This window comes from Coraliomargarita sinensis (genome assembly GCF_003185655.1).
In the GTDB taxonomy this organism is placed as follows: Bacteria; Verrucomicrobiota; Verrucomicrobiia; order Opitutales; family Coraliomargaritaceae; genus Coraliomargarita_B; species Coraliomargarita_B sinensis.
In genome coordinates this window covers 17,032-34,795 of record NZ_QHJQ01000004.1, presented here as the reverse complement: position 1 = coordinate 34,795, position 17,764 = coordinate 17,032, and the positions used below count along the sequence as shown (strand labels likewise).

Annotated in this window: 17 protein-coding genes; 11 read left to right on the top strand and 6 right to left on the bottom strand. The window is 51.7% G+C overall.

The window, feature by feature from the left end; genetic code table 11:
* Positions 1–18 precede the first annotated feature (18 nt).
* Complete coding sequence (hemW, locus tag DDZ13_RS06790; RefSeq protein WP_110130694.1) at positions 19–1,170, top strand: radical SAM family heme chaperone HemW; 1,152 nt, start codon at positions 19–21, stop codon at positions 1,168–1,170.
* Here the strand turns inward: hemW and DDZ13_RS06785 are convergent.
* The 3 genes from DDZ13_RS06785 to DDZ13_RS06775 all read right to left on the bottom strand — a co-directional run bounded on the left by DDZ13_RS06785 (position 1,167) and on the right by DDZ13_RS06775 (position 3,998).
* Positions 1,167–1,352, bottom strand: coding sequence for a hypothetical protein (locus DDZ13_RS06785; RefSeq protein WP_110130693.1), 186 nt, complete (start codon positions 1,350–1,352; stop codon positions 1,167–1,169). The genes hemW and DDZ13_RS06785 overlap by 4 nt on opposite strands.
* A 136-nt stretch (positions 1,353–1,488) precedes the next feature.
* Positions 1,489–2,940 carry an RNA polymerase factor sigma-54 gene (gene rpoN, locus DDZ13_RS06780; protein WP_110130692.1) on the bottom strand — a complete coding sequence of 484 codons (1,452 nt, stop codon included), beginning with the start codon at positions 2,938–2,940 and terminating at the stop codon, positions 1,489–1,491.
* A 20-nt stretch (positions 2,941–2,960) separates the two neighbouring features.
* Complete coding sequence (locus tag DDZ13_RS06775; protein ID WP_233246107.1) at positions 2,961–3,998, bottom strand: serine/threonine protein kinase; 1,038 nt, start codon at positions 3,996–3,998, stop codon at positions 2,961–2,963.
* Positions 3,999–4,087: 89 nt separating this feature from the next.
* Here DDZ13_RS06775 and erpA point away from each other — a divergent pair, with 89 nt between their 5' ends.
* Positions 4,088–4,405, top strand: a complete 318-nt coding sequence (gene erpA / locus DDZ13_RS06770) for an iron-sulfur cluster insertion protein ErpA (RefSeq protein WP_110130690.1) — start codon at positions 4,088–4,090, stop codon at positions 4,403–4,405.
* Here the strand turns inward: erpA and DDZ13_RS06765 are convergent.
* The gene (locus DDZ13_RS06765; protein ID WP_110130689.1) at positions 4,402–5,697 is read right to left on the bottom strand and encodes an RsmB/NOP family class I SAM-dependent RNA methyltransferase; all 1,296 of its coding nucleotides are present in this window, start codon (positions 5,695–5,697) and stop codon (positions 4,402–4,404) included. The genes erpA and DDZ13_RS06765 overlap by 4 nt on opposite strands.
* A gap of 54 nt (positions 5,698–5,751) precedes the next feature.
* Between DDZ13_RS06765 and greA the strand changes: the two genes are divergently transcribed.
* Positions 5,752–7,611 (top strand): transcription elongation factor GreA, encoded by a 1,860-nt coding sequence (greA, locus tag DDZ13_RS06760; protein ID WP_110130688.1) that lies wholly within the window; start codon positions 5,752–5,754, stop codon positions 7,609–7,611.
* Positions 7,612–8,040: 429 nt separating this feature from the next.
* On the opposite strand, the gene DDZ13_RS06755 is transcribed toward greA, so the two are convergent.
* Entirely contained in the window at positions 8,041–9,465 is a 1,425-nt protein-coding gene (locus tag DDZ13_RS06755) for a phospholipase D-like domain-containing protein (protein ID WP_158279829.1), read from the bottom strand.
* 151 nt (positions 9,466–9,616) lie between these two features.
* Between DDZ13_RS06755 and DDZ13_RS06750 the strand changes: the two genes are divergently transcribed.
* From DDZ13_RS06750 to DDZ13_RS06720, 7 genes are all read left to right on the top strand, one after another.
* A complete protein-coding gene (locus DDZ13_RS06750) occupies positions 9,617–10,408 on the top strand; it encodes a hypothetical protein (RefSeq protein WP_146209282.1) in 792 nt (263 codons plus the stop codon).
* 77 nt (positions 10,409–10,485) lie between these two features.
* On the top strand, positions 10,486–11,271 hold the full coding sequence (locus DDZ13_RS06745) for an endonuclease/exonuclease/phosphatase family protein (RefSeq protein WP_158279828.1): 786 nt from the start codon (positions 10,486–10,488) through the stop codon (positions 11,269–11,271).
* 142 nt (positions 11,272–11,413) lie between these two features.
* Positions 11,414–11,956: a hypothetical protein gene (locus DDZ13_RS15985; RefSeq protein ID WP_199221070.1), complete on the top strand. Its 543-nt coding sequence runs from the start codon at positions 11,414–11,416 to the stop codon at positions 11,954–11,956.
* A 6-nt stretch (positions 11,957–11,962) separates the two neighbouring features.
* Positions 11,963–12,631, top strand: a complete 669-nt coding sequence (locus tag DDZ13_RS06735; protein WP_110130684.1) for a prepilin-type N-terminal cleavage/methylation domain-containing protein — start codon at positions 11,963–11,965, stop codon at positions 12,629–12,631.
* Between the two features lie 8 nt (positions 12,632–12,639).
* On the top strand, positions 12,640–13,347 hold the full coding sequence (locus tag DDZ13_RS06730; protein ID WP_110130683.1) for a type IV pilus modification PilV family protein: 708 nt from the start codon (positions 12,640–12,642) through the stop codon (positions 13,345–13,347).
* Positions 13,348–13,373: 26 nt separating this feature from the next.
* Entirely contained in the window at positions 13,374–14,243 is an 870-nt protein-coding gene (locus DDZ13_RS06725) for a PilW family protein (protein WP_233246106.1), read from the top strand.
* A gap of 17 nt (positions 14,244–14,260) precedes the next feature.
* On the top strand, positions 14,261–15,427 hold the full coding sequence (locus tag DDZ13_RS06720; RefSeq protein ID WP_110130681.1) for an ATP-grasp domain-containing protein: 1,167 nt from the start codon (positions 14,261–14,263) through the stop codon (positions 15,425–15,427).
* A gap of 42 nt (positions 15,428–15,469) precedes the next feature.
* Here the strand turns inward: DDZ13_RS06720 and DDZ13_RS06715 are convergent, their stop codons facing one another.
* Entirely contained in the window at positions 15,470–16,135 is a 666-nt protein-coding gene (locus tag DDZ13_RS06715; RefSeq protein ID WP_158279827.1) for a hypothetical protein, read from the bottom strand.
* Between the two features lie 327 nt (positions 16,136–16,462).
* Between DDZ13_RS06715 and DDZ13_RS06710 the strand changes: the two genes are divergently transcribed.
* On the top strand, positions 16,463–17,629 hold the full coding sequence (locus DDZ13_RS06710; protein ID WP_110130679.1) for an ATP-grasp domain-containing protein: 1,167 nt from the start codon (positions 16,463–16,465) through the stop codon (positions 17,627–17,629).
* Positions 17,630–17,764: the final 135 nt, after the last annotated feature.

Here is a 17,764-nt window from a genome sequence, read left to right as displayed (position 1 = left end):
TACGGGCCGCTTTTTTTAATGTCGAACAACTCTACATCGCTCGGGCTTTACTGCCACGTACCGTTTTGCGCCTCCACCTGTGACTTTTGTGCCTTCTATCAGGAGAAGCCGCGCCGCGGGGATCTGGATCGTTATTTGGATGCGATGAACTTGGAGTTTGCTTTATTGCCGAAAGACCGGGCTGTGGAAACCGTATTTTGGGGCGGAGGTACGCCGGGCTTGCTGGCGGCAAAAGACCTTGAGCGACTAGGACGCAACATGTTGGATCGACTCGTTCAACCACCTGTAGAATGGTCGATTGAAATGGCGCCTTCCACGGTGAAGGCAGACAAGCTGGCTGTCTTGAAGGACATGGGAGTGACGCGCATTTCAATGGGGGTGCAGAGTTTTCATCCCGGGTTATTGGATTCGCTTGGCCGGCTGCATAACCCGAAACAGATCTACAAAGCATGGGAGCTTATTCAAGAAGCCGGATTCCCTCAGACGAATCTGGATTTGATTTTCGCGATTCCTAACCAGTCGCTTGAGCAATGGGAGCAGGATATTAATAAGGCGGCAGATCTCGGGCCGAATCATATTTCAACCTACTGTCTGACCTTCGAGGAGGACACCGCGCTCTATGTCAAGCTGGCCAAAGGTCAGATCCGCATCGACGAAGAGCGTGAAGTCCGGTTTTATGAAAATGGCTGGCAACAACTGGAATCGCTCGGTTACCAGCAATACGAGATTTCAAATTTCGCCCGTCCCGGTAGTGCCTGCCTACATAACCTCAACACATGGCGTATGCAGGAATGGATCGGTTGCGGCCCCTCTTCCGCCAGCCAGTACGAAGGTGAGCGCTATCAGCGGCCGGCAAATTTGGATCACTGGATTAACGGTATGCTTTCCGGTGACCCCTTAAAGGAGGAAAAGCTTATCTTGGATGATCGTATTCTGTTCACCGACAGCGTGGTATTCGGTTTGCGTATGGATGAGGGGATTCACTTGGAAAAGTTGTCCGGACGATTCCCCGGCGCAGGAAACATGGAAAAATTACACTGCTTAGTAGACCGGCTGGTCAGAGAGAAGCTCTTGTACAAGGAAGCCGCTAATTACCGGCTCTCGGGAAAAGGGAAGCTTCTGGCCGATGCAATCGGTAGCGAAGTCATCGAGGCAATGGATGCGACCTAGTCAGATCGCTTAATCGTCTCATCATTGAGCTGTTTCAAGCGCTCCATTAAGGCGGACATGGCGTCGTCACGCTCTTCCTTGCCGGGCTCGGGAAATGGTGCGCGGCTGGGTTTTCCAAACTGGCTTGCGGAGTGCAAGCTGCGTTTATCCGGGTCGTAGGGGTTGTTACTCTTATCCGACATGACAGGTGTATGAGACTATGGTGACTGGTTACATTCCTGAAAATATTAACACAATCGATGTTAATTGATCGGGCTACTGCGTCATAAGTTACAGTATTTTTACATATTAGCAGAGGTTACTCTGCCGGCCCCTGAATTAATCATACCTGCGACGCAGGTTTGTCGGCAGGATGCCCAGCTCTTCGCGATACTTGGCCACTGTGCGGCGAGCGATTTTGATATCTTTCTCCTTGAGCTGGTTGACGATACTTTGGTCGGAGAGAGGCTTGGCCGGATTCTCGTGGGCAATGATTTGAGCGATGTTGTCCTTAATCGTCTTGTTTGAGACGGACTCGCCATTGGCTGCGGTGAAGCCGGGGGTGAAAAAGTATTTAAACGGAAAGACGCCGTGCGGGGTTCGAATGTATTTATTGGCGATCGCGCGTGAGACTGTCGTCTCGTGGACACCGACAATCTCGGCGATCGTATTCATCGTGAGCGGGCGCAGCTTGGAGACGCCTTCTTCAAAGAATTCGCGCTGCACCTTGAGTATTTCCTGAGTAATTCGTTCGATGGTCTGTTGGCGCTGCTCGATCGAATTAATCAGGAATTTTCCTGAGCGAATGTGCTCGAGGAGGTAGTGTTTTTCTTTTTTGTTCAGGCTACCCTTGGCCAGCAGGTTCTTGTAGGTGGCGTTGATGCGCAGCCGAGGGATGTAATCGTTATTCAGAACGATCTGCCAGTTGTTGTACTCATCCTGATAGACGGTGACGTCCGGTTCGATGACCGTATTGGAGTCTGCGGCAAAGCGGCGACCGGGTGCCGGTTCGAGGGCGCCGATCTCTTCGATCGCCCGTTCGATCTCTTCCGTACTGGCGCCCGTCCTTCGCTTTAGGTCCGGTACGCGCCGGCGCACGAGAAGTTGGAAATGGTCACGCAGTATCCGTGCCGCCAGGGAATCACCCCGACCAAGTAGTTCAAGCTGTGTAATCAGGCAATCCTGCAGGCTGTCTGTCCCGATCCCCGGCGGATCAAAAGTCTTCAGGGTATCGACCGCTTTTTTGACCGTGAAGTAGGGGATGCGGGAAGTCAGGGCGATGTTGGATACAGTGTCGGTCAGGTAGCCGCTATCGTTCAGGGAACCGATAAGGTAAAAAAGTGCCTCGCGCTCGGCATCGTCGGTATCGGCCAGTTTCGCCTGTTCGATAAGATGTTGCTGCAGGGACACGCTCTCCGTGAGCGAATTCATGAAGTGATCGCGCCGCTCTTCATCTTCGGGAGTGTAGCTTTGTCCGGTATTCTCCAGAGCATACTGCTCACGCAGATCTTCGCTCATTCGTTCAAAAACTGAAAAGTCTTCGGCGTCGAAATCGATTTCTTCGTCGGGCTCACGCTCATTTTCGTTGATGCTTTCCGTGTTTTCTTCGACGGAAAGCACGCTTTCGGTGGGTAATTCCTCCAGCAGCGGGTTGGCTTGTAACTCCTCGAGGATAGAGGTGCGCAGCTCCATGGCCGGAGCCTGAAGTATCTTCAGGGAGTGCCGCAACTGCGGTGCCAGCACCAGACTTTGTGTCTGTTTCTGTGTCTGCTGAAATCCTTGTATCGCCATAGGTGTCTCCGAAGAAGTCCCTATACTGGGTTATCCTGCTCGATACCGGGAGTGATGCCTTCCGCCCAACGAGAGGCGGCTTCATCACCGCTTTGGCTGTAGAGGTCTTTGGTGTAGGCCGCCAGCTTCTCATTGGTGGGGCCATAGCCATCGCCGTAGAGGAATAATTCCAGCGCGGTAAGCATCTGTTGCGCGGATTGATAGCGCTTTTCGCGGTCACGTTTCAAGGCGCATTGCAGAATATCATCGAGCTTCACATCGATATCGCTTCGCAATTTGGTAAAGTCGGGAATTGTCAGTTTGAGAATATTGGCGCGCGTGTGTTCCTCGTCCTTGGCTTCGAATATATTTTCCCCGAGCAACATTTCCGAGAGAACGATGGCGCATGAAAAAAGATCGGCCCGGGCATCCGTCACTTCGCGCAATGCCTGCTCCGGAGAAAGGTAGGCATCCTTCCCGGCAATCACTTCACCTTCCTCGTTGTACATCAGGTCCAGCGCCTTCGCGATGCCGAAGTCGGTCAGCTTCACATCGCCCTCACTGCCCAGCATGATATTGCGGGGATTTACGTCGCGGTGCACGATGCCAAGATTGCGACCACTGGCATCACAGCGTTGGTGCGCATGGTTCAGTCCGCGACAAATTCTAGAGATGATAAATGCGCCGATGTCAGCCGGGATCTTTTGCCGGGTATCGATATGGCGCTGTATGAAATCATCCAGGGTGATCCCTTCGACATACTCCATGGTCATGAAATACTGACCACTGATTACACCGAGATGATAGGTCTGCACGATGTTGGTGTGAATCAAATCCGCAACCAAACGGGCTTCGCCGATGAAATTATTGCGAAATTCTTCGATCTTGGAGTACTCTTCACGGATCAGCTTAATGGCGACGCGTTTTTCAAATTGCCCCACGCCTTTTTGCCGGCCCTCGTAAACAACGCCCATGCCGCCCTCGGCAATCGTTCGCACGATCTCCAGATGCAATTCGTTGAAGATATGTTTCAGGCCTTCCACGCCGCCTATCCAAGTGGAGGTCCAAATTATTCGCAAGTTGTTTTACAACTAGCACGGAAATTGCTTACGAATTCTTTCCCGGCAGCGGTTTGACATAGGAGTCAGGAGGGGATTTTGTTTCGTGTATGATCACACTAACCAAAAGTGCTGCCACCAAAATTGAGGCTCTGCGCGCGGAAAAGGCGACCCCGGAGCAGCTTCTGCGTATTTTCGTCGAACCGGGCGGTTGCTCGGGATTTGAATACGGGATGTCCTTTGACGAAAAGAAACCGGACGACCGCACACTTGAAGATCAGGGGGTGTCCTTTTTAGTCGACCCCACCAGCTTCGACTACCTGGACGGTAGTGTTGTTGATTTTGACGATGGGCTCTCCGGAAAAGGCTTTGAGGTAAAAAATCCGAATGCGAGCAGCACCTGTGGGTGTGGGCGTTCGTTCAACTAGTTAGTCCGGATCAGAAGAAAAGCGCCGGCGCCATCGTGCCCGGTTTCCCAAGGCAGGCTGATTGACTGATCTTCGAGCCGGAACTGACTGCCTGCCTCCGTGTGCAGGAAGTGATCAACGACCGACCGGTTTTCTTCTTCTTCGATGCTGCAGGTACTGTAAACAAGGCGTCCGCCGTCTTTGACAAAACCGGAGGCGGCGATGAGCAATTCCAGCTGTAGTTGTGCGCACTCTTGGATGTCTTTGGGCCGCAGGCGCCACTTGACATCCGTGCGGCGCTGGATGACCCCGGTATTAGAGCAGGGGGCGTCCAACATCACGCCATCGTATCGCGTTGGCAGGTTGCGCTCTTCCAATATAGCTTTGTTGAGTTGAAGGACGTCGCATTCGACTGCTTCCGCTTCAAGACCAAGTGCAGTTAGTTTACTGAAATTTTCGCGCAGTCTTGGCACACGGCTCCCCGGGAGGTCCACCGCGACAATCCGCCCGCTGTGGTGCATTTGGTGGGCCATGTCGTAGCTTTTACCGCCGGGTGCGGCGCAGAGATCCAGCACGTCCATTCCGGAGCTTGGGCCGAGCAGGGCAGAGGCCAGCCGTGTCGACGGATCCTTGATGTAGGCAGCGCTTCCATCAAGAAGTGGCGCAACTTGATGCTGCCAGTCCACAGATCTGGAGATACGGTAAAAGCCGTCCCATGGGGTCGGAGTCAAAAACTCGGGGAGTCTCTTGGGGGGATCGTAGATGCGTATGGTTTGCTCCGGTATTTGCTGATTCCACTCCAGGAGCTCCCGGGTCGCGTCTTCCCCGAAACTTTGGCTCCAATGGTTCACGAGCCAATCCGGATGGCTGTAAAAGTCGGCAGTCGACGAATCCGGGTCGATTTTTTCAATCGCAGCAGGCAGTTTTCTAAGAACTGCATTGAGGAAACCCTGCTCGAAACGGTTGACAAGTTTCTTGCTGCGCTCGACGGCGTGGTGCACGATTTTCGGGTGTCGCTCGCTCGGCTCGGAATAGAATTCATATCCGGCGACGAGCAAGATTGCTTCGACAATCGGCCTGGGCGTTTTTCGCAGCATGGGCTTAAAGGCGGCCCGGCTACGGTGTCCGTGGCGAAGCGCCCCGAGAAAAAGTGATTGGCAGCTCGCGCGGCGTTGTCCTATAAAATCATTAGGCAGCAGGTCCAAAACCTGATCCGACTTTAGTTTAGCCGAAAAATAAGCCTCGACCAGCAGAACGGCAGCGTCCCACGCATTTACTGGCTTTTTCGATAAACTAAACTTAATACTTCTCATTGGTCTAAGATTTATTCATGTTAGACCGTTTACGAATCAGATAAGCAATCAATTATGAATTCAGCGGCAATAGACGCACTCATTGAAAAGAAACCTAATTTAGCTTCGCACCGTCCGAAGCTTGAAGCCATGGTGCCCGGCAATTACTGCCTGCATCGCGCCTGGGGCTTCGGTAAAATTGTCGATTACGACGAGGCGCAGGATCGTCTCATCATCGATTTCGAGGAGGGTAAAAAGGGCCACGCCATGGCACCAGCCTTCTGTGTCGATAAACTCGATATCCTCATGCCGGACGATATTTTGGTTCGTTCCCGCACAGAGCCGGATGTCATCAACGAGATGATCAAGAAGCAACCTGCCGACTTGATTTGTGAAATCATCGGGGCGACTGAAGACAAGGCCATGACCACTTCCGAGCTTGAGCGTTCGCTCGCCCGCGTGATCGGACCAATCAAATACAAGAAGTGGTGGACGGCGACCAAGAAGGTCCTGGCCAAGGACCCACGGATCGGGGTGCCACTTAAGAAGACGGACCCTTACATTTACCGTGACGAGCCGGTCAAGCCGGAGGACGAAATTCTAGAGCAGTTTCACGGCACAAAGAACCCCAAGCAAAAGATCGAACTCGGGGAGAAGCTCTATGCGCTTTCCGAAAATATTTCTGTCATTCGTGAAGAATTGCCGGAAATTCTGGCGGAACTGACTGATGCCATCGCGAATGCGAAGAGTCTCAGCCAGGCCGACCGACTTCACGGGGTCTGGGTGCGTAACAACCTTGCGCGCGACCTGCACGAGGATGTGGAGGCCCTGCAGCCATCTTCCGCTTCCATTCTCGATTCGACCAATGACTACTCGGAATTGGCGGACGACTTGCCCGCGCAGTATTACAAACGCTACCTCGATCTGATCAGCCGTACCTACCCGGACAAGTGGAAGCAGATGGTCGAGGATTTGCTGCGTAATTCCAGCGGTAAATTTACCAGCGAGTGCATTAACTTCATGCTCGAACATGAGATGGAGGACCGCATCAGCTATTGCCTGGATCGTTGGCTTAAAGAGCAAACCATCAAGGGGCCGCTTCTTTTCTGGGTGGTCAAGAACCGTGCTTCGAAGAAATATTCGAGCATTATCGAACCACTTATTACGCCTCGCCTGCTTGCGGCGATGTTCTACGCGATTGACTACGAGGCCCTCCAAAACGCGAGTGCCCGCCGTATTCCCCTGGCGGACCTGTTGAGCGACGACACCGGCTTGATCCCGGACTTGCTCGCCGATGCCAATGTTGAGACAGCCCGGGACCTTGCCCAAACACTGCTACTCAATCAGGGCTTTGAGGATCTGACCAAGAAATCGCTTCTCGCCCGCTTCATCAAACAATTCCCGACCGTACAGAGCCTGCTTGAAGGTGAGTCTGCAGGAGCCCCTGAAGAGGAGGCACTTATCGTTTCCCAGGAAAGTTTCGACGCGGCCAAGGAGGAGTACGAAGAACTCATCCAGAAGAAGATTCCTGAAAATAAGGAAGCGATTGCGACGGCTCGTGAACACGGTGACCTCAAGGAGAACTCCGAGTACAAGATGGCGCGTCAGGATCAGGACATTTTGCTTTCCCGCAAGAACGAGCTCGAAGTCGATCTTTCCCGTGCACGGGTCACTGACTTTAGTGATGTGACGGAGGAAAATGTCGGAATCGGCAGCGTGGTTGAACTGAAGGAAGGTTCGACAGACAAGACCCACACTTACTCCATCCTCGGGGCATGGGACAGTGATCCGGACAATGATATCCTTTCCTACAAGACACCACTGGCGCAGGCGCTTCTGGGTAAAGCGAGCGGAGCGAAGGTGACGACCAGTATTGGTGGCAATGATGAGGAGTGGACAGTCCTGAAGATCAGCCGCTGGGTCGACAAAAAGTAGTATTCGGCGCCTCCCGGCGTGTTACAGAACAAATAACTTTAATCAGCCGCAACCGCTGGTGGCCCTTGTCATCTCGGTTGCGGCTTTTTTGTGCCTCTGACTTGCCAGCAAACTAATCCCGATTTGACAAGACCTTTACGCCTTATGGCTTGATCGTAGCGATGGCACGCGAGTGCTGTCGATTAATTATCAGAAACAACGATCGACCTAGCTGGCGCAAGATCGCGACGAGGACAAACCTTCTTGAAACCGGCCTCACTCTATCAGAGCTGGTCTTGTCGCTTCCACTCCGGAAGGCTAAACTGCCTTACTATTTTCCCGGAAATATTTGCCGATGGGACAAGGGCGCAGGTTTCCTCCGTTCGACAAGCTATGGTATTGGCGTGTCATAGCTACAATCAACGGGGCCACGCCTTTCTCCGGAAAATATTATAAAAGAGGGACCAGTAGTTGCACCACATCCTGACTAAGCTTGGAGGGAATGCGTGACGCATCACTCATGGCAGTTTTGTAATCGATACAATCCTTTTTCAGATTGATGGCCCAGTCGGATAGGGTGCGGATGTCAGCGGCAGTGTAGTGCGCCAGTGCGATTTCAAAATTCACAAAAAGGGAACGTGCATCAATGTTCGCAGATCCGGTCAGGGCGATCATGTCGTCGGCGAGCACAAGCTTCGCATGTAGCATGCCTGGCTCGTAAAAGAGAATTTCAACACCCGCGGTATGCAGCTGGGCAAGCGTGCGAAAACGGGCGATGTCGGCCATGCGCTGATTGGAGCGCAAGGGTAGGATAAGCTGAATTCGGCGGCCTGTATGCGCCTTGACCAGCAGTGATTGCAGCAAGACCTCGTCTGGAATAAAGTAGGGAGTGACAATTGTCAGGTGCTGCTTGAACTCCTGTATGATACGCAAAACCTGCTCCCAGAGCGGATCGTCCGGTATATCCGGGCCACTGGCAATCACCTCCACCGTGCTGTTTCCCGCTTCTTCGGGGATGTATTGCAGAATCTCCTTATAACGCGCCGGACTTTGCTTGGCCGCGAATGTCCAGTCGGCGATAAACGTCCTGGAGAGCTCAGCAACGGCTGGCCCCTGGGTCACCACACTGAAATCAGTGAATCGCGCTTCATCCGGCCAGTCTCCTAAAAAACGGTTATCCAGATTCTGGCCGCCAGTAATGGCACGATAATTGTCGAAAATTGCTATTTTCCGGTGGTTGCGCAAATTGGCGGATGTCTGCGATTGAAGCGGTAAGACGGGAATGAACATGGCGACCTCGCCTCCGCATTGACGGATTTTCACTCTGGCCAGGCGTGTTTTATTCCAACTACCGAGGGAATCCAGGAGCACCCGAACAGTCACTCCCTCGGTGGCTCGCTTGGCCAGGCGATCAATAATGGTCTGGCCGCTACGGTCATTCCCGAGAATGTAGGTTGCAATATGGATCGTGTGTTCCGCCTCGTCGATCTCATGCAGCAAGCGCTGGTAGGTGCTCGCGCCGTCAGGCAAAAGTTCAAAGTGGTTTCCCTGGCTACATTGTGCATCGGCTTCGGCGACCAGCGGGTCTAATTTATTTTCTGCGGGCGTTTCCCGCAGCGAGAGCGATTCGGCATAGCGGCTTATTTCCGACTTGAGGCGCGCCTTGCGCCGACTTTTGCGGCCACCAAACAAAAGATAGAGTGGCACGCCCAAAAAAGGGATCAGCAGGACCAGAAGCAGCCAGGCAAATGTGTTGCTCGGGCTCCGTCTCTCTTCCGATACGCGCCGGAGGATCAGGACCGCGCAGATAATTCCGAGGACAATGAAAAAGTTCGTCAGCAGAAAGAGTATTCCGGCCCCCAATAGCTCGGCCATAGGGTCGATTGTATGAGTTTTCAGCCAGTCCCACATGCTCTTCTGCCTAATACTTTAGTTTTTGGTGCCATGCCGATGAAGATCATAAAATTACTATCAGCGGATGTTGGTGATTGGAAAATATATCAAGCTGATCTAATCAGATAGTTCTATGGCAGATTCTTCGCAACCAGATAATAGTGGTCAACAACCACAACAGGTGAACCTACAGCAAATTGCCCAGCAGTTTATGGTGGGGCTTCAGCGTCACTTCGATATGCTGGCGTTTAATCTGGCTGCCCGCGAGCGGGTGGCCGAAGAAGACTATGACAGATTGGTCCATGCGCCTAAAATTATGCCGGCCGCTAAAACGCATCAGAATTTCGAACAGATGCAGGCGTATGCCCGCGATTTATTAATGCGTCAGGTCATCGGCGACGGGATGAATCTCACCGTGACGGTGTTGAATAATGCCCATTTCTTTCTCGCTTTGGTTAAAACCACCAATGCGAAGAGCCAGGTCAGCCAAGAGGCGCAAGCGGAAGCCCAGAAAGTGCAGCAAGCCTTCGTGTCTGCGCCGCTGGACCAGAAGTTCAATAAACTGGAGCAGGATTACGGGATCATGTGTGAACTGGAAGATAGTATCACATCGCTCGGCTTCTGTCTCCAGGCACTCTTGCACCAGAAGGGCTTGGTGAAAGAACCACAGGCTGATGAAAACGGGGAACTGGTCGTCGAACTGAAAGCCTTGAAAGTCTTGAGCCGGGGCGCTGAAAGCGATCAAGTGAAAGGTAAGCTGGTCGACCAAAGGAAGGTTTTCCGGGAGGGCGACATGATTGCCTTCAACGACATGGAGCTACAACTGGTTTTGGTCACCATTGCTTCATTCGCGGATGCGCTCTTTAAGTCGGTTTCGCATTTTGCGAAATCTGTAAAAGATCAATCCGGTGGTGGCGCCGAATAGGGCGCACCTCTCCAGTTATACGACTTTTTCCAAGTAGCAGAATATCAGGGATGCCACGACCAAGCAGTTTCAGGTTAATGACTCTGAATATCGCGCATGGTCGCGGTCTGTCCCCTTATCAGGGATTTCACAGTGCTAAATCGATCGAGCGTAATTTAAATCGGATTGCCTATCTGCTTCGACGCGTTGATGCCGATGTGGTTGCACTTCAGGAGGTCGACGAGGACTCGCACTGGAATAAACGGATTCACTTGCTCAACGTCCTGCAGGAGAGGGCGGGATATGAAGAGGGATATCTGGGGGTGCACAATCGAAGGGCGGGGCGCCTGCCGCTTGCTTACGGGAATGGTATGCTAACCAAGTTTTCCATACGGCATGCCGAGCATCAGGCGTTCGGTCGTGCTTCGCTTGGGGAGAAAGGATTTATGTGTGCCGAACTGGAGACGGACCATGGCATACTGCCCGTGATTAACCTTCACCTCGACTTTAAATCACGCCTCCGGCGTATCGAACAGGTCGAACGGCTGATAAAGTTTCTCGAGGAAAAACAGTATACGAGTGACATGAAGCCACACCTCTCGCCAATTATTTGTGGTGATTTCAATGCCCGCCGTGGAAAACGTACGGATGCGGTGCGTCACCTGTTCCGGTATTTAGTTGAAAGCCTGGAGTACCAACTTTTCCCCAAGAACAAATCCCGGACTTTTCCTTCGATTTTACCAACGCACGGTTTTGACTTTTTTTTTATACCCCCGAGCTACAAGGTCACCGATTGCGAGGTCCTTCGCTCCTTTGTCAGCGACCACCGGCCTGTCACGCTTGAACTGGAAATACCGTCACCGATTGATCATCACAAACAATAGATGGCCTATGGTTCCGCAGTATTGACACAATGATGCATTCGGCGCATGTTATGATGCTTATTAAATTATGTCTGTTTATTATCCCCCTTCGCCTTTGTCTCAAACGTCTGACCGCAAAAAACGCGCAGTAGTTGGCTTTACCTTGATTGAGCTTTTGATGGTCATTGCCATCATCGGCATCCTGGCTGGTATTTTGATTCCCGTCGTTGGCAGTGTTAAGGAAAATGCTAATATTGCCGCTTCAAAATCACAGTTATCCGGATATGTGAACGCGATCAACTTGTTCAAGGGCGAGTACAACTACTATCCCTTTGCTGGCTTGCTGGACGACGATGAAAGGTTGGATCTCAGTGACGCGAGCAACAGCCAGACATTCATCGAGACGCTTTCAGCTCGTACCACAGACGGGTCCTATTCCAAGACATCCGGAGCTGGGAACCGTCGGCAGATACCATTCTATGAATTTACGGAAAGTGATTTTTTTCAGGGTGATTCGACGACCGCCCAAATTGCCGACCGATTTAACAATACAAACATTTACATCTTGATTGATGCGGACGGGAACGGGGTCCTGGAATCCGTTCCTGATCCCGAAAATCCGGGAGTCACAAAGGACATCCGTACCAAGGTTTCCGCTTATGTGCAGCAGGATGGTGCCAATCCAGACTACTACCTCTACGAATAGTACACCATGATTTCGTTATCCAAAAAGGCCGGTTTTACACTGGTTGAGCTGCTTGTAGTCATCAGTATTATCCTGATTGCCACTTCGATTCTGTTTGTAGGGGGTCGAGACGGAGGCGACGGTCTCAAACTTAGTTCCGCCCAACGGGTGGTGGCCAGTATCTCGCAAGGTGCCAGAGGGCAAGCCCTGCTGAAAAATGCGGATACACGCTTGATCATTTATTCGGACACCAACACAGGCGGCGACCCGGAGAAGTTGCTCCGTTACTTCGGTATTGTTTACCGGTCACAGGATTCCAGCGGTAACGAGGGCTGGGTCGCGGCAACCCAGGGAACTTATCTGCCGGAGGGCATTTATTTTGACCCGAGCATGAGCGCTTCAAACGCTTTTCCGGGAACTACCTTTAGTCTGGAGTATCCGCGACAGTCCTTGCAGCAGGAGGGAAATGGTGACGATTACTATTACTATGAATTCAACGCCAACGGTACGATGGAAACGAGTCCGGATTTCGTCAACTCCTGGCTGGTTCTTCGCGCTGCTACGCTGAAGCCCGACAACGGCGGGACACTGGCCGTTGATTTCGATGATGAGGAAAAAGAGAACATAAAAGCTGCACTCATCTTTCGCCGGGTGGGGACGACCACTCTGGTCACCGACCCATCTGAGATAAACTAGTTTTCACCATGGTACATTTTAATGCAAACCCTTCCCGCAAAGCGTTTACTCTCATTGAGGTCGTTTTGGCACTGGGCGTCTTCTTTATTTCCATTCTGGCCCTGATTGGTCTGCTCGCGCCCATGCTGAAATCGGTCGACGAGGTCGAAAAAATCGACGAGATCACCTCGGTTGTGAATACCGTGAACGCTTTCCTCCAAAGTTCTCCCAAAATTCCCGTTCGCGACACGAACGGAGAGATAACCCAGTCGAAATTTGATTCGGTCTATCAAGCTGTTTCCAGTGCCGGTAGCGGAGAGGCAACACTTTTCGTTTTTCGTTACTACGACGGCACTTCTGTTGATTCCATAAGCCTCGAGGCCGGCTTCTCGCCCAACGAAAATGACGACGGAAATTTTGTTGGTACGAACTCAATCGTGGATGTGAATTTGTTCAACGATGCCGCGGGACCGATTTATCGTGTGGTTCTGACAGCTTCATCGGTTACCCCTGACAATACAAACCCTCCGCTCAGGACAACGAGCAGAGTAAACGGAGTTTACACTTTGACGCAGAGCTTAAACAACTATCCTGAGGGTTACCTTGCACTTGAGGCTCGTATCTTTGCCGAAGACCCTCCCGGGCCAGCACCCAATTCTTTTGATACCACAACCGACCTCACACTACTGAGTGAAGTCGAACCTGACTTTACCTTCAATACAGCGATCGTTCGCTAGTGCCTTCTATGATGCTTAACAACAGGTTGTCTACCCCCCGCCGTCGTTCTGCGTTTACGCTCATCGAAATCATGGTGGCTGCGGTCATCACGGTGATCATGATCGGTTTGGTGGTTCAAATCACGAGTGAAGTGTTAAAGATATGGAATCGTTCCGTAGGCAAGCTTTCTGCCAATGCGGAAGCCCGCATCGCCATGGAACTTTTAACTTCCGACCTCGAAACCGCTTTGTTGGTTAATAACGGACAGCAATGGATGAGGGTTGAAGCGGAAAATACAGTGGGGAATCCAACGGTTGGCCAAACTGTTGGGCTCAAGCTTTTTGCGCCTGCTTTGGATCGCCCGGACGAACCCGGCAATATTTGCGCCATCGCTTACAGGTTGGCTTACGCGCCCGCATACACAGGAGCAAAAACGAATTCATTTGTGCTCTTTCGCTCATTGGAAGGCCCCAGGGACACTTTTGATGACCTGCTCGGCCCTGCCGGCGACGGCCGGCAACTTGAGTTAGTTGGTGATTCCGCGCCTTTTTGGGCGGATGGTTCAATCATAGCGTCCGACAATTACCTGGCGGGCAACATTGTTGATTTCAAAATCTACGTTTATGGAGAGGATGATGCCGGCGAAGAGATTATCCTAAACGATATCGACGAGAACGGAATTATCGATCAGGGCGACGACTACATTTACGGCGGGAACAACTCGTCAGAGGAGAGTCCGACTTCCGCGGAGATTTTTCTGACTGTTGTCTCAGACGAGGGTTTGGAAATCCTGGCACTGTTTGCTGATCCAGCAGTTGGAGGGGCGGGCACTGGTTTTGACACCCCTGAAGACGTGATTTTACAGCACGGTGAAGTCTTCAAGCGGCGGGTCTACTTTCAAGCCAAGCCGTTGTAGTTTAGATTATACAGCTGATGGCAGAAGACCCGAAGAGCGTTCTGCTGGTCTTCAATAAGTCGACAAGCAGTTTTACCGCATATCCCTGGATGCTTGCGCGTGGTGGGCGCTGCAAGGTTGACGTTTTAGCCCGTCGCGATCATCCAGTGGGTCTTTCAAAATGGATCCGAGAGCACATTTTGTTTGATGCTGAAGAGGAGCTTTTACCCCAATTGAAAGGACGATTGGAGCGTGGAAATTATGATGCGATGCTCATGATTGACGAATCCACACGAAATCTGGTCTTACCGCATCGGCACGACCCGATACTGGCTGCGTACATGCCGTTTCCTGTGGAATCTCCCTTAAACGAAGCCTGTATGCAAAAAACTCTGTTCCATGAGTGGTGTCGCGCGAATGAGATCCCCTGTCCTGAGAGCCGGATCGTACGAATATTAGGCGAGGCAATAAGCGCGGCCGAAGATATTGGCTTTCCTCTAATTTTAAAAGGGTCTTTCGGTAATCGGGGGTTGGCCGTTTTTATCGTCGAGAATGAAAGAGAATTGGAGGAACACATTAAATCCGAGACCTCGCAGGCGGAATGGTTGGTGCAGGAGTTTGTGCATGGCGAGGTAGGGTCCACCTCCTTCGTGGCGCGTGAGGGTAAGGTTTACGCGGCTTGTTCTTCTTATAAGCACATCTCGCTCCGGGGCGGGCTGGGCCCGTCTTCAATCCGGCGATTTGTCGCGTCTACTGCACTGGAACAAATTACCCGCACGGTAGCGGAGGCGGGTAAGATTAGCGGCATCACCGGATTTGATTGGATGGAAGCGGGGCCGGGTAGCTACAAGGTGATTGATCCTCACCTTGGCCGCGGGACGACCAGTGTTGTTGCTTCGGACCGCGACGGAGTGGACATGGGGGAAGCTTTTTATGCGAGTCTTATCGATGGCGAGGTTCAACCAGCGCAGGAAGGCTCTGGTAAAATCGTTTGGATGATGCCGCAGTCGATTTCTCTGACTTTCCAGGGCTGGCTTTTTAAAGGCTTGCGGCGCGCCAACCCGCTTTCTTCAAAAGTATCCGTCTTTTGGTACGGGAAGAAAGAGGGCAGGCTTTTTCGGGCAATGGTCGTACCACTGATAATCGGCCAGTTAAGAGTTATGCTCGGGCATTTACGCCGGGTGGTCACAGGGCAAAACAAATAGGCTCCGGACCGACAGAAAGCTTGAGCCGTCTTTTATGAATGCCTAATCCTTGGATAGTGGGCCGGTCAATGCGCTCTTTGAGATGCTGAAGCAATACGCCGCCCAGAATGCGATTCCAAAAAGTTTCAGACTGTCCTCGAATAAATGCCGGTCCAGTAACCATAGGTGGGCTGTATCGGATAAAATGGAAAGCCCGAGACCTGTTCCGGCAGCCAGTAACAAGACGTAATTACTGGCAAGGAGTGCTTTGCGGAAGCAGCAAAGATAAATAAACGAGCCAGCCAAATAAGCACTCTGAACTAAAATTTGCGGAATCCCATAGTGCGGTAGCACTGTTTCATGAAGTAGGTAAGTGTCGTCGATCAGCAGAAGCAGTGTAAAACAGCCGGTGCCCAGCAGAAAGCGTGATGAAGTCGCATGGTTCGATCTGCTTCGTAAACTCTTGTAGGCCAAGAGGCAGAAAGAAGCGGCGGCCGACCATAACAACAGTCCGGCCTGGGAGTAGAATCCTATCCATGGCGGCGCCTGAAAAATGGCCGTTACATCCCCGGTCATTTTATAAAAGGATGCGCCCTTTATAAAATGAATCGCGATCATTGCTACTTCGAGACAGAGCCAAATCAAAAGAGCCGCCATGAGCACAAAACGATCTCTGACTACGTGCTGGGTTATTTGTTTCAAGAGATGAGCCCGTACTTCTTTATTCACTTCAGTTGGCATTCTACTATAGTGGTAAACTAGTCATTAAGAACCAAGGTATTCAGTGTAATTTTAGAAGCGACGTGGAACAGCTTGAATTTCATTTGTTGAATGGGTTCAGGTTTCGCGCATAGTCCAAAGGCAAAGTTACCCTCCAGGCTCGGACTGGTTCGGGGATGTTACGTTTTTTGCGCTGGATTGCCGATCCCACGGGGACATTGATTTAAGTTATGCTTGCTCTTTTTGGGACCCGTTTTCGTTATCTTAGTCAGATTTAACAATTCTCGCAGTGAATCCCCACTAAGACACAAAACGACTGGAAATCCTCAACATCGAATGGAACGTACCGCTGCCAAGCCTCGAATCCTGCTGATTTACCGGATGTATAGCAGTAGCTTTACGGCTTACCCCTGGATTTTCTCCAAGGGTGATGAGGTGAGGGTTGATGTCATCGCCCATTCCGATCACTTGATTCATAAATCCGCATGGGTTGCGTCTAAAATCAAGGTAGGCAAGAACGAAGATTTCCTCGACCGCCTCAACGAGCATTTGAGTTCTGTCCACTACGACGATGTTTTGTGTGTGGATGAACCAGCCAGGACGATGTTACTGGATTCGAAGGGCTCAGCTGGTATTCCGGAAGCTTATCTGCCGCTGTCTAAGAGGATGCTTCGGGAGCGTGTTGCGGTGGATAAGGAGGCTTTTTCCAATTGGTGCCATTCGAACAGTTTACCGGTACCTAGGAGCGTAATTGCAAATTCGGAAGAGGAAACCATGACTGCAGCCTCTGAAATAGGATTTCCCTGTGTATTAAAAGGTGTTGCCGGTGCGGGGGGGCAGGAGGTTGTTGTCGTCAGGGACGAGCTGGAACTGGCATCCGCATGCAGTGCCATGTCCGGAAAAACGGGCTGGCTTGTTCAGGAGTTTATCGATGGGCCTGTAGGCACCGCTATTTTTGTGGCACGTAAGGGTCAGCTCTATGCCTCCTGTTCCTTCCTGAACCGGCACTGCACTTCACGCGGAATCGGGCCTGTCGCCGTATGTGAGCCTTTCACGCCCAAGGGTGTTGATGATGCAATATCAGTTGTTTCCCGGCATGTCGATGGTTTGACCGGGTTTGACTGGATGCGGCGGAAAGACGGGTCAATCGTATTGATTGACCCGCATTTTGGTCGTCTGGTCCCCACCGGGGCCGTGGCACATCTTGCCGGGGTCGACCTGGGAGATGCTTACCTCAGGAGCCTTCGTGGTGATACCGCTCTTGAAAGTCGCACAAGCATAAATAGCTCCTGCATTTGGGTGTTTCCTCAATGCCTGCAGTTGATTCTCGAGGGTAGTGGTTGGGCAGCAATGCGAGGGGCCTCTCCCTTCAGGTCGAATAGTCGCATCTTTTTCTGTGCGCCCGGTGAATCCCGCATGGCACTTTCCCAGTTTTTGAACTACCTTGTTGGTTGGACTCGTGTGCGCCTCGGAGCACTGAAGCAAATGATCCTCAGTCGTTGACAGGTACCCGTAATCCCAGAATCAGAAGCTTGTCCGAAACATATCAATGAGTGAAGCAGCAATATATTTGGTCGCGAATAAGCAAAGTGAATCAGACTTTGTGAACCTGGTATTTTCGATCCGGGAATCCGGATG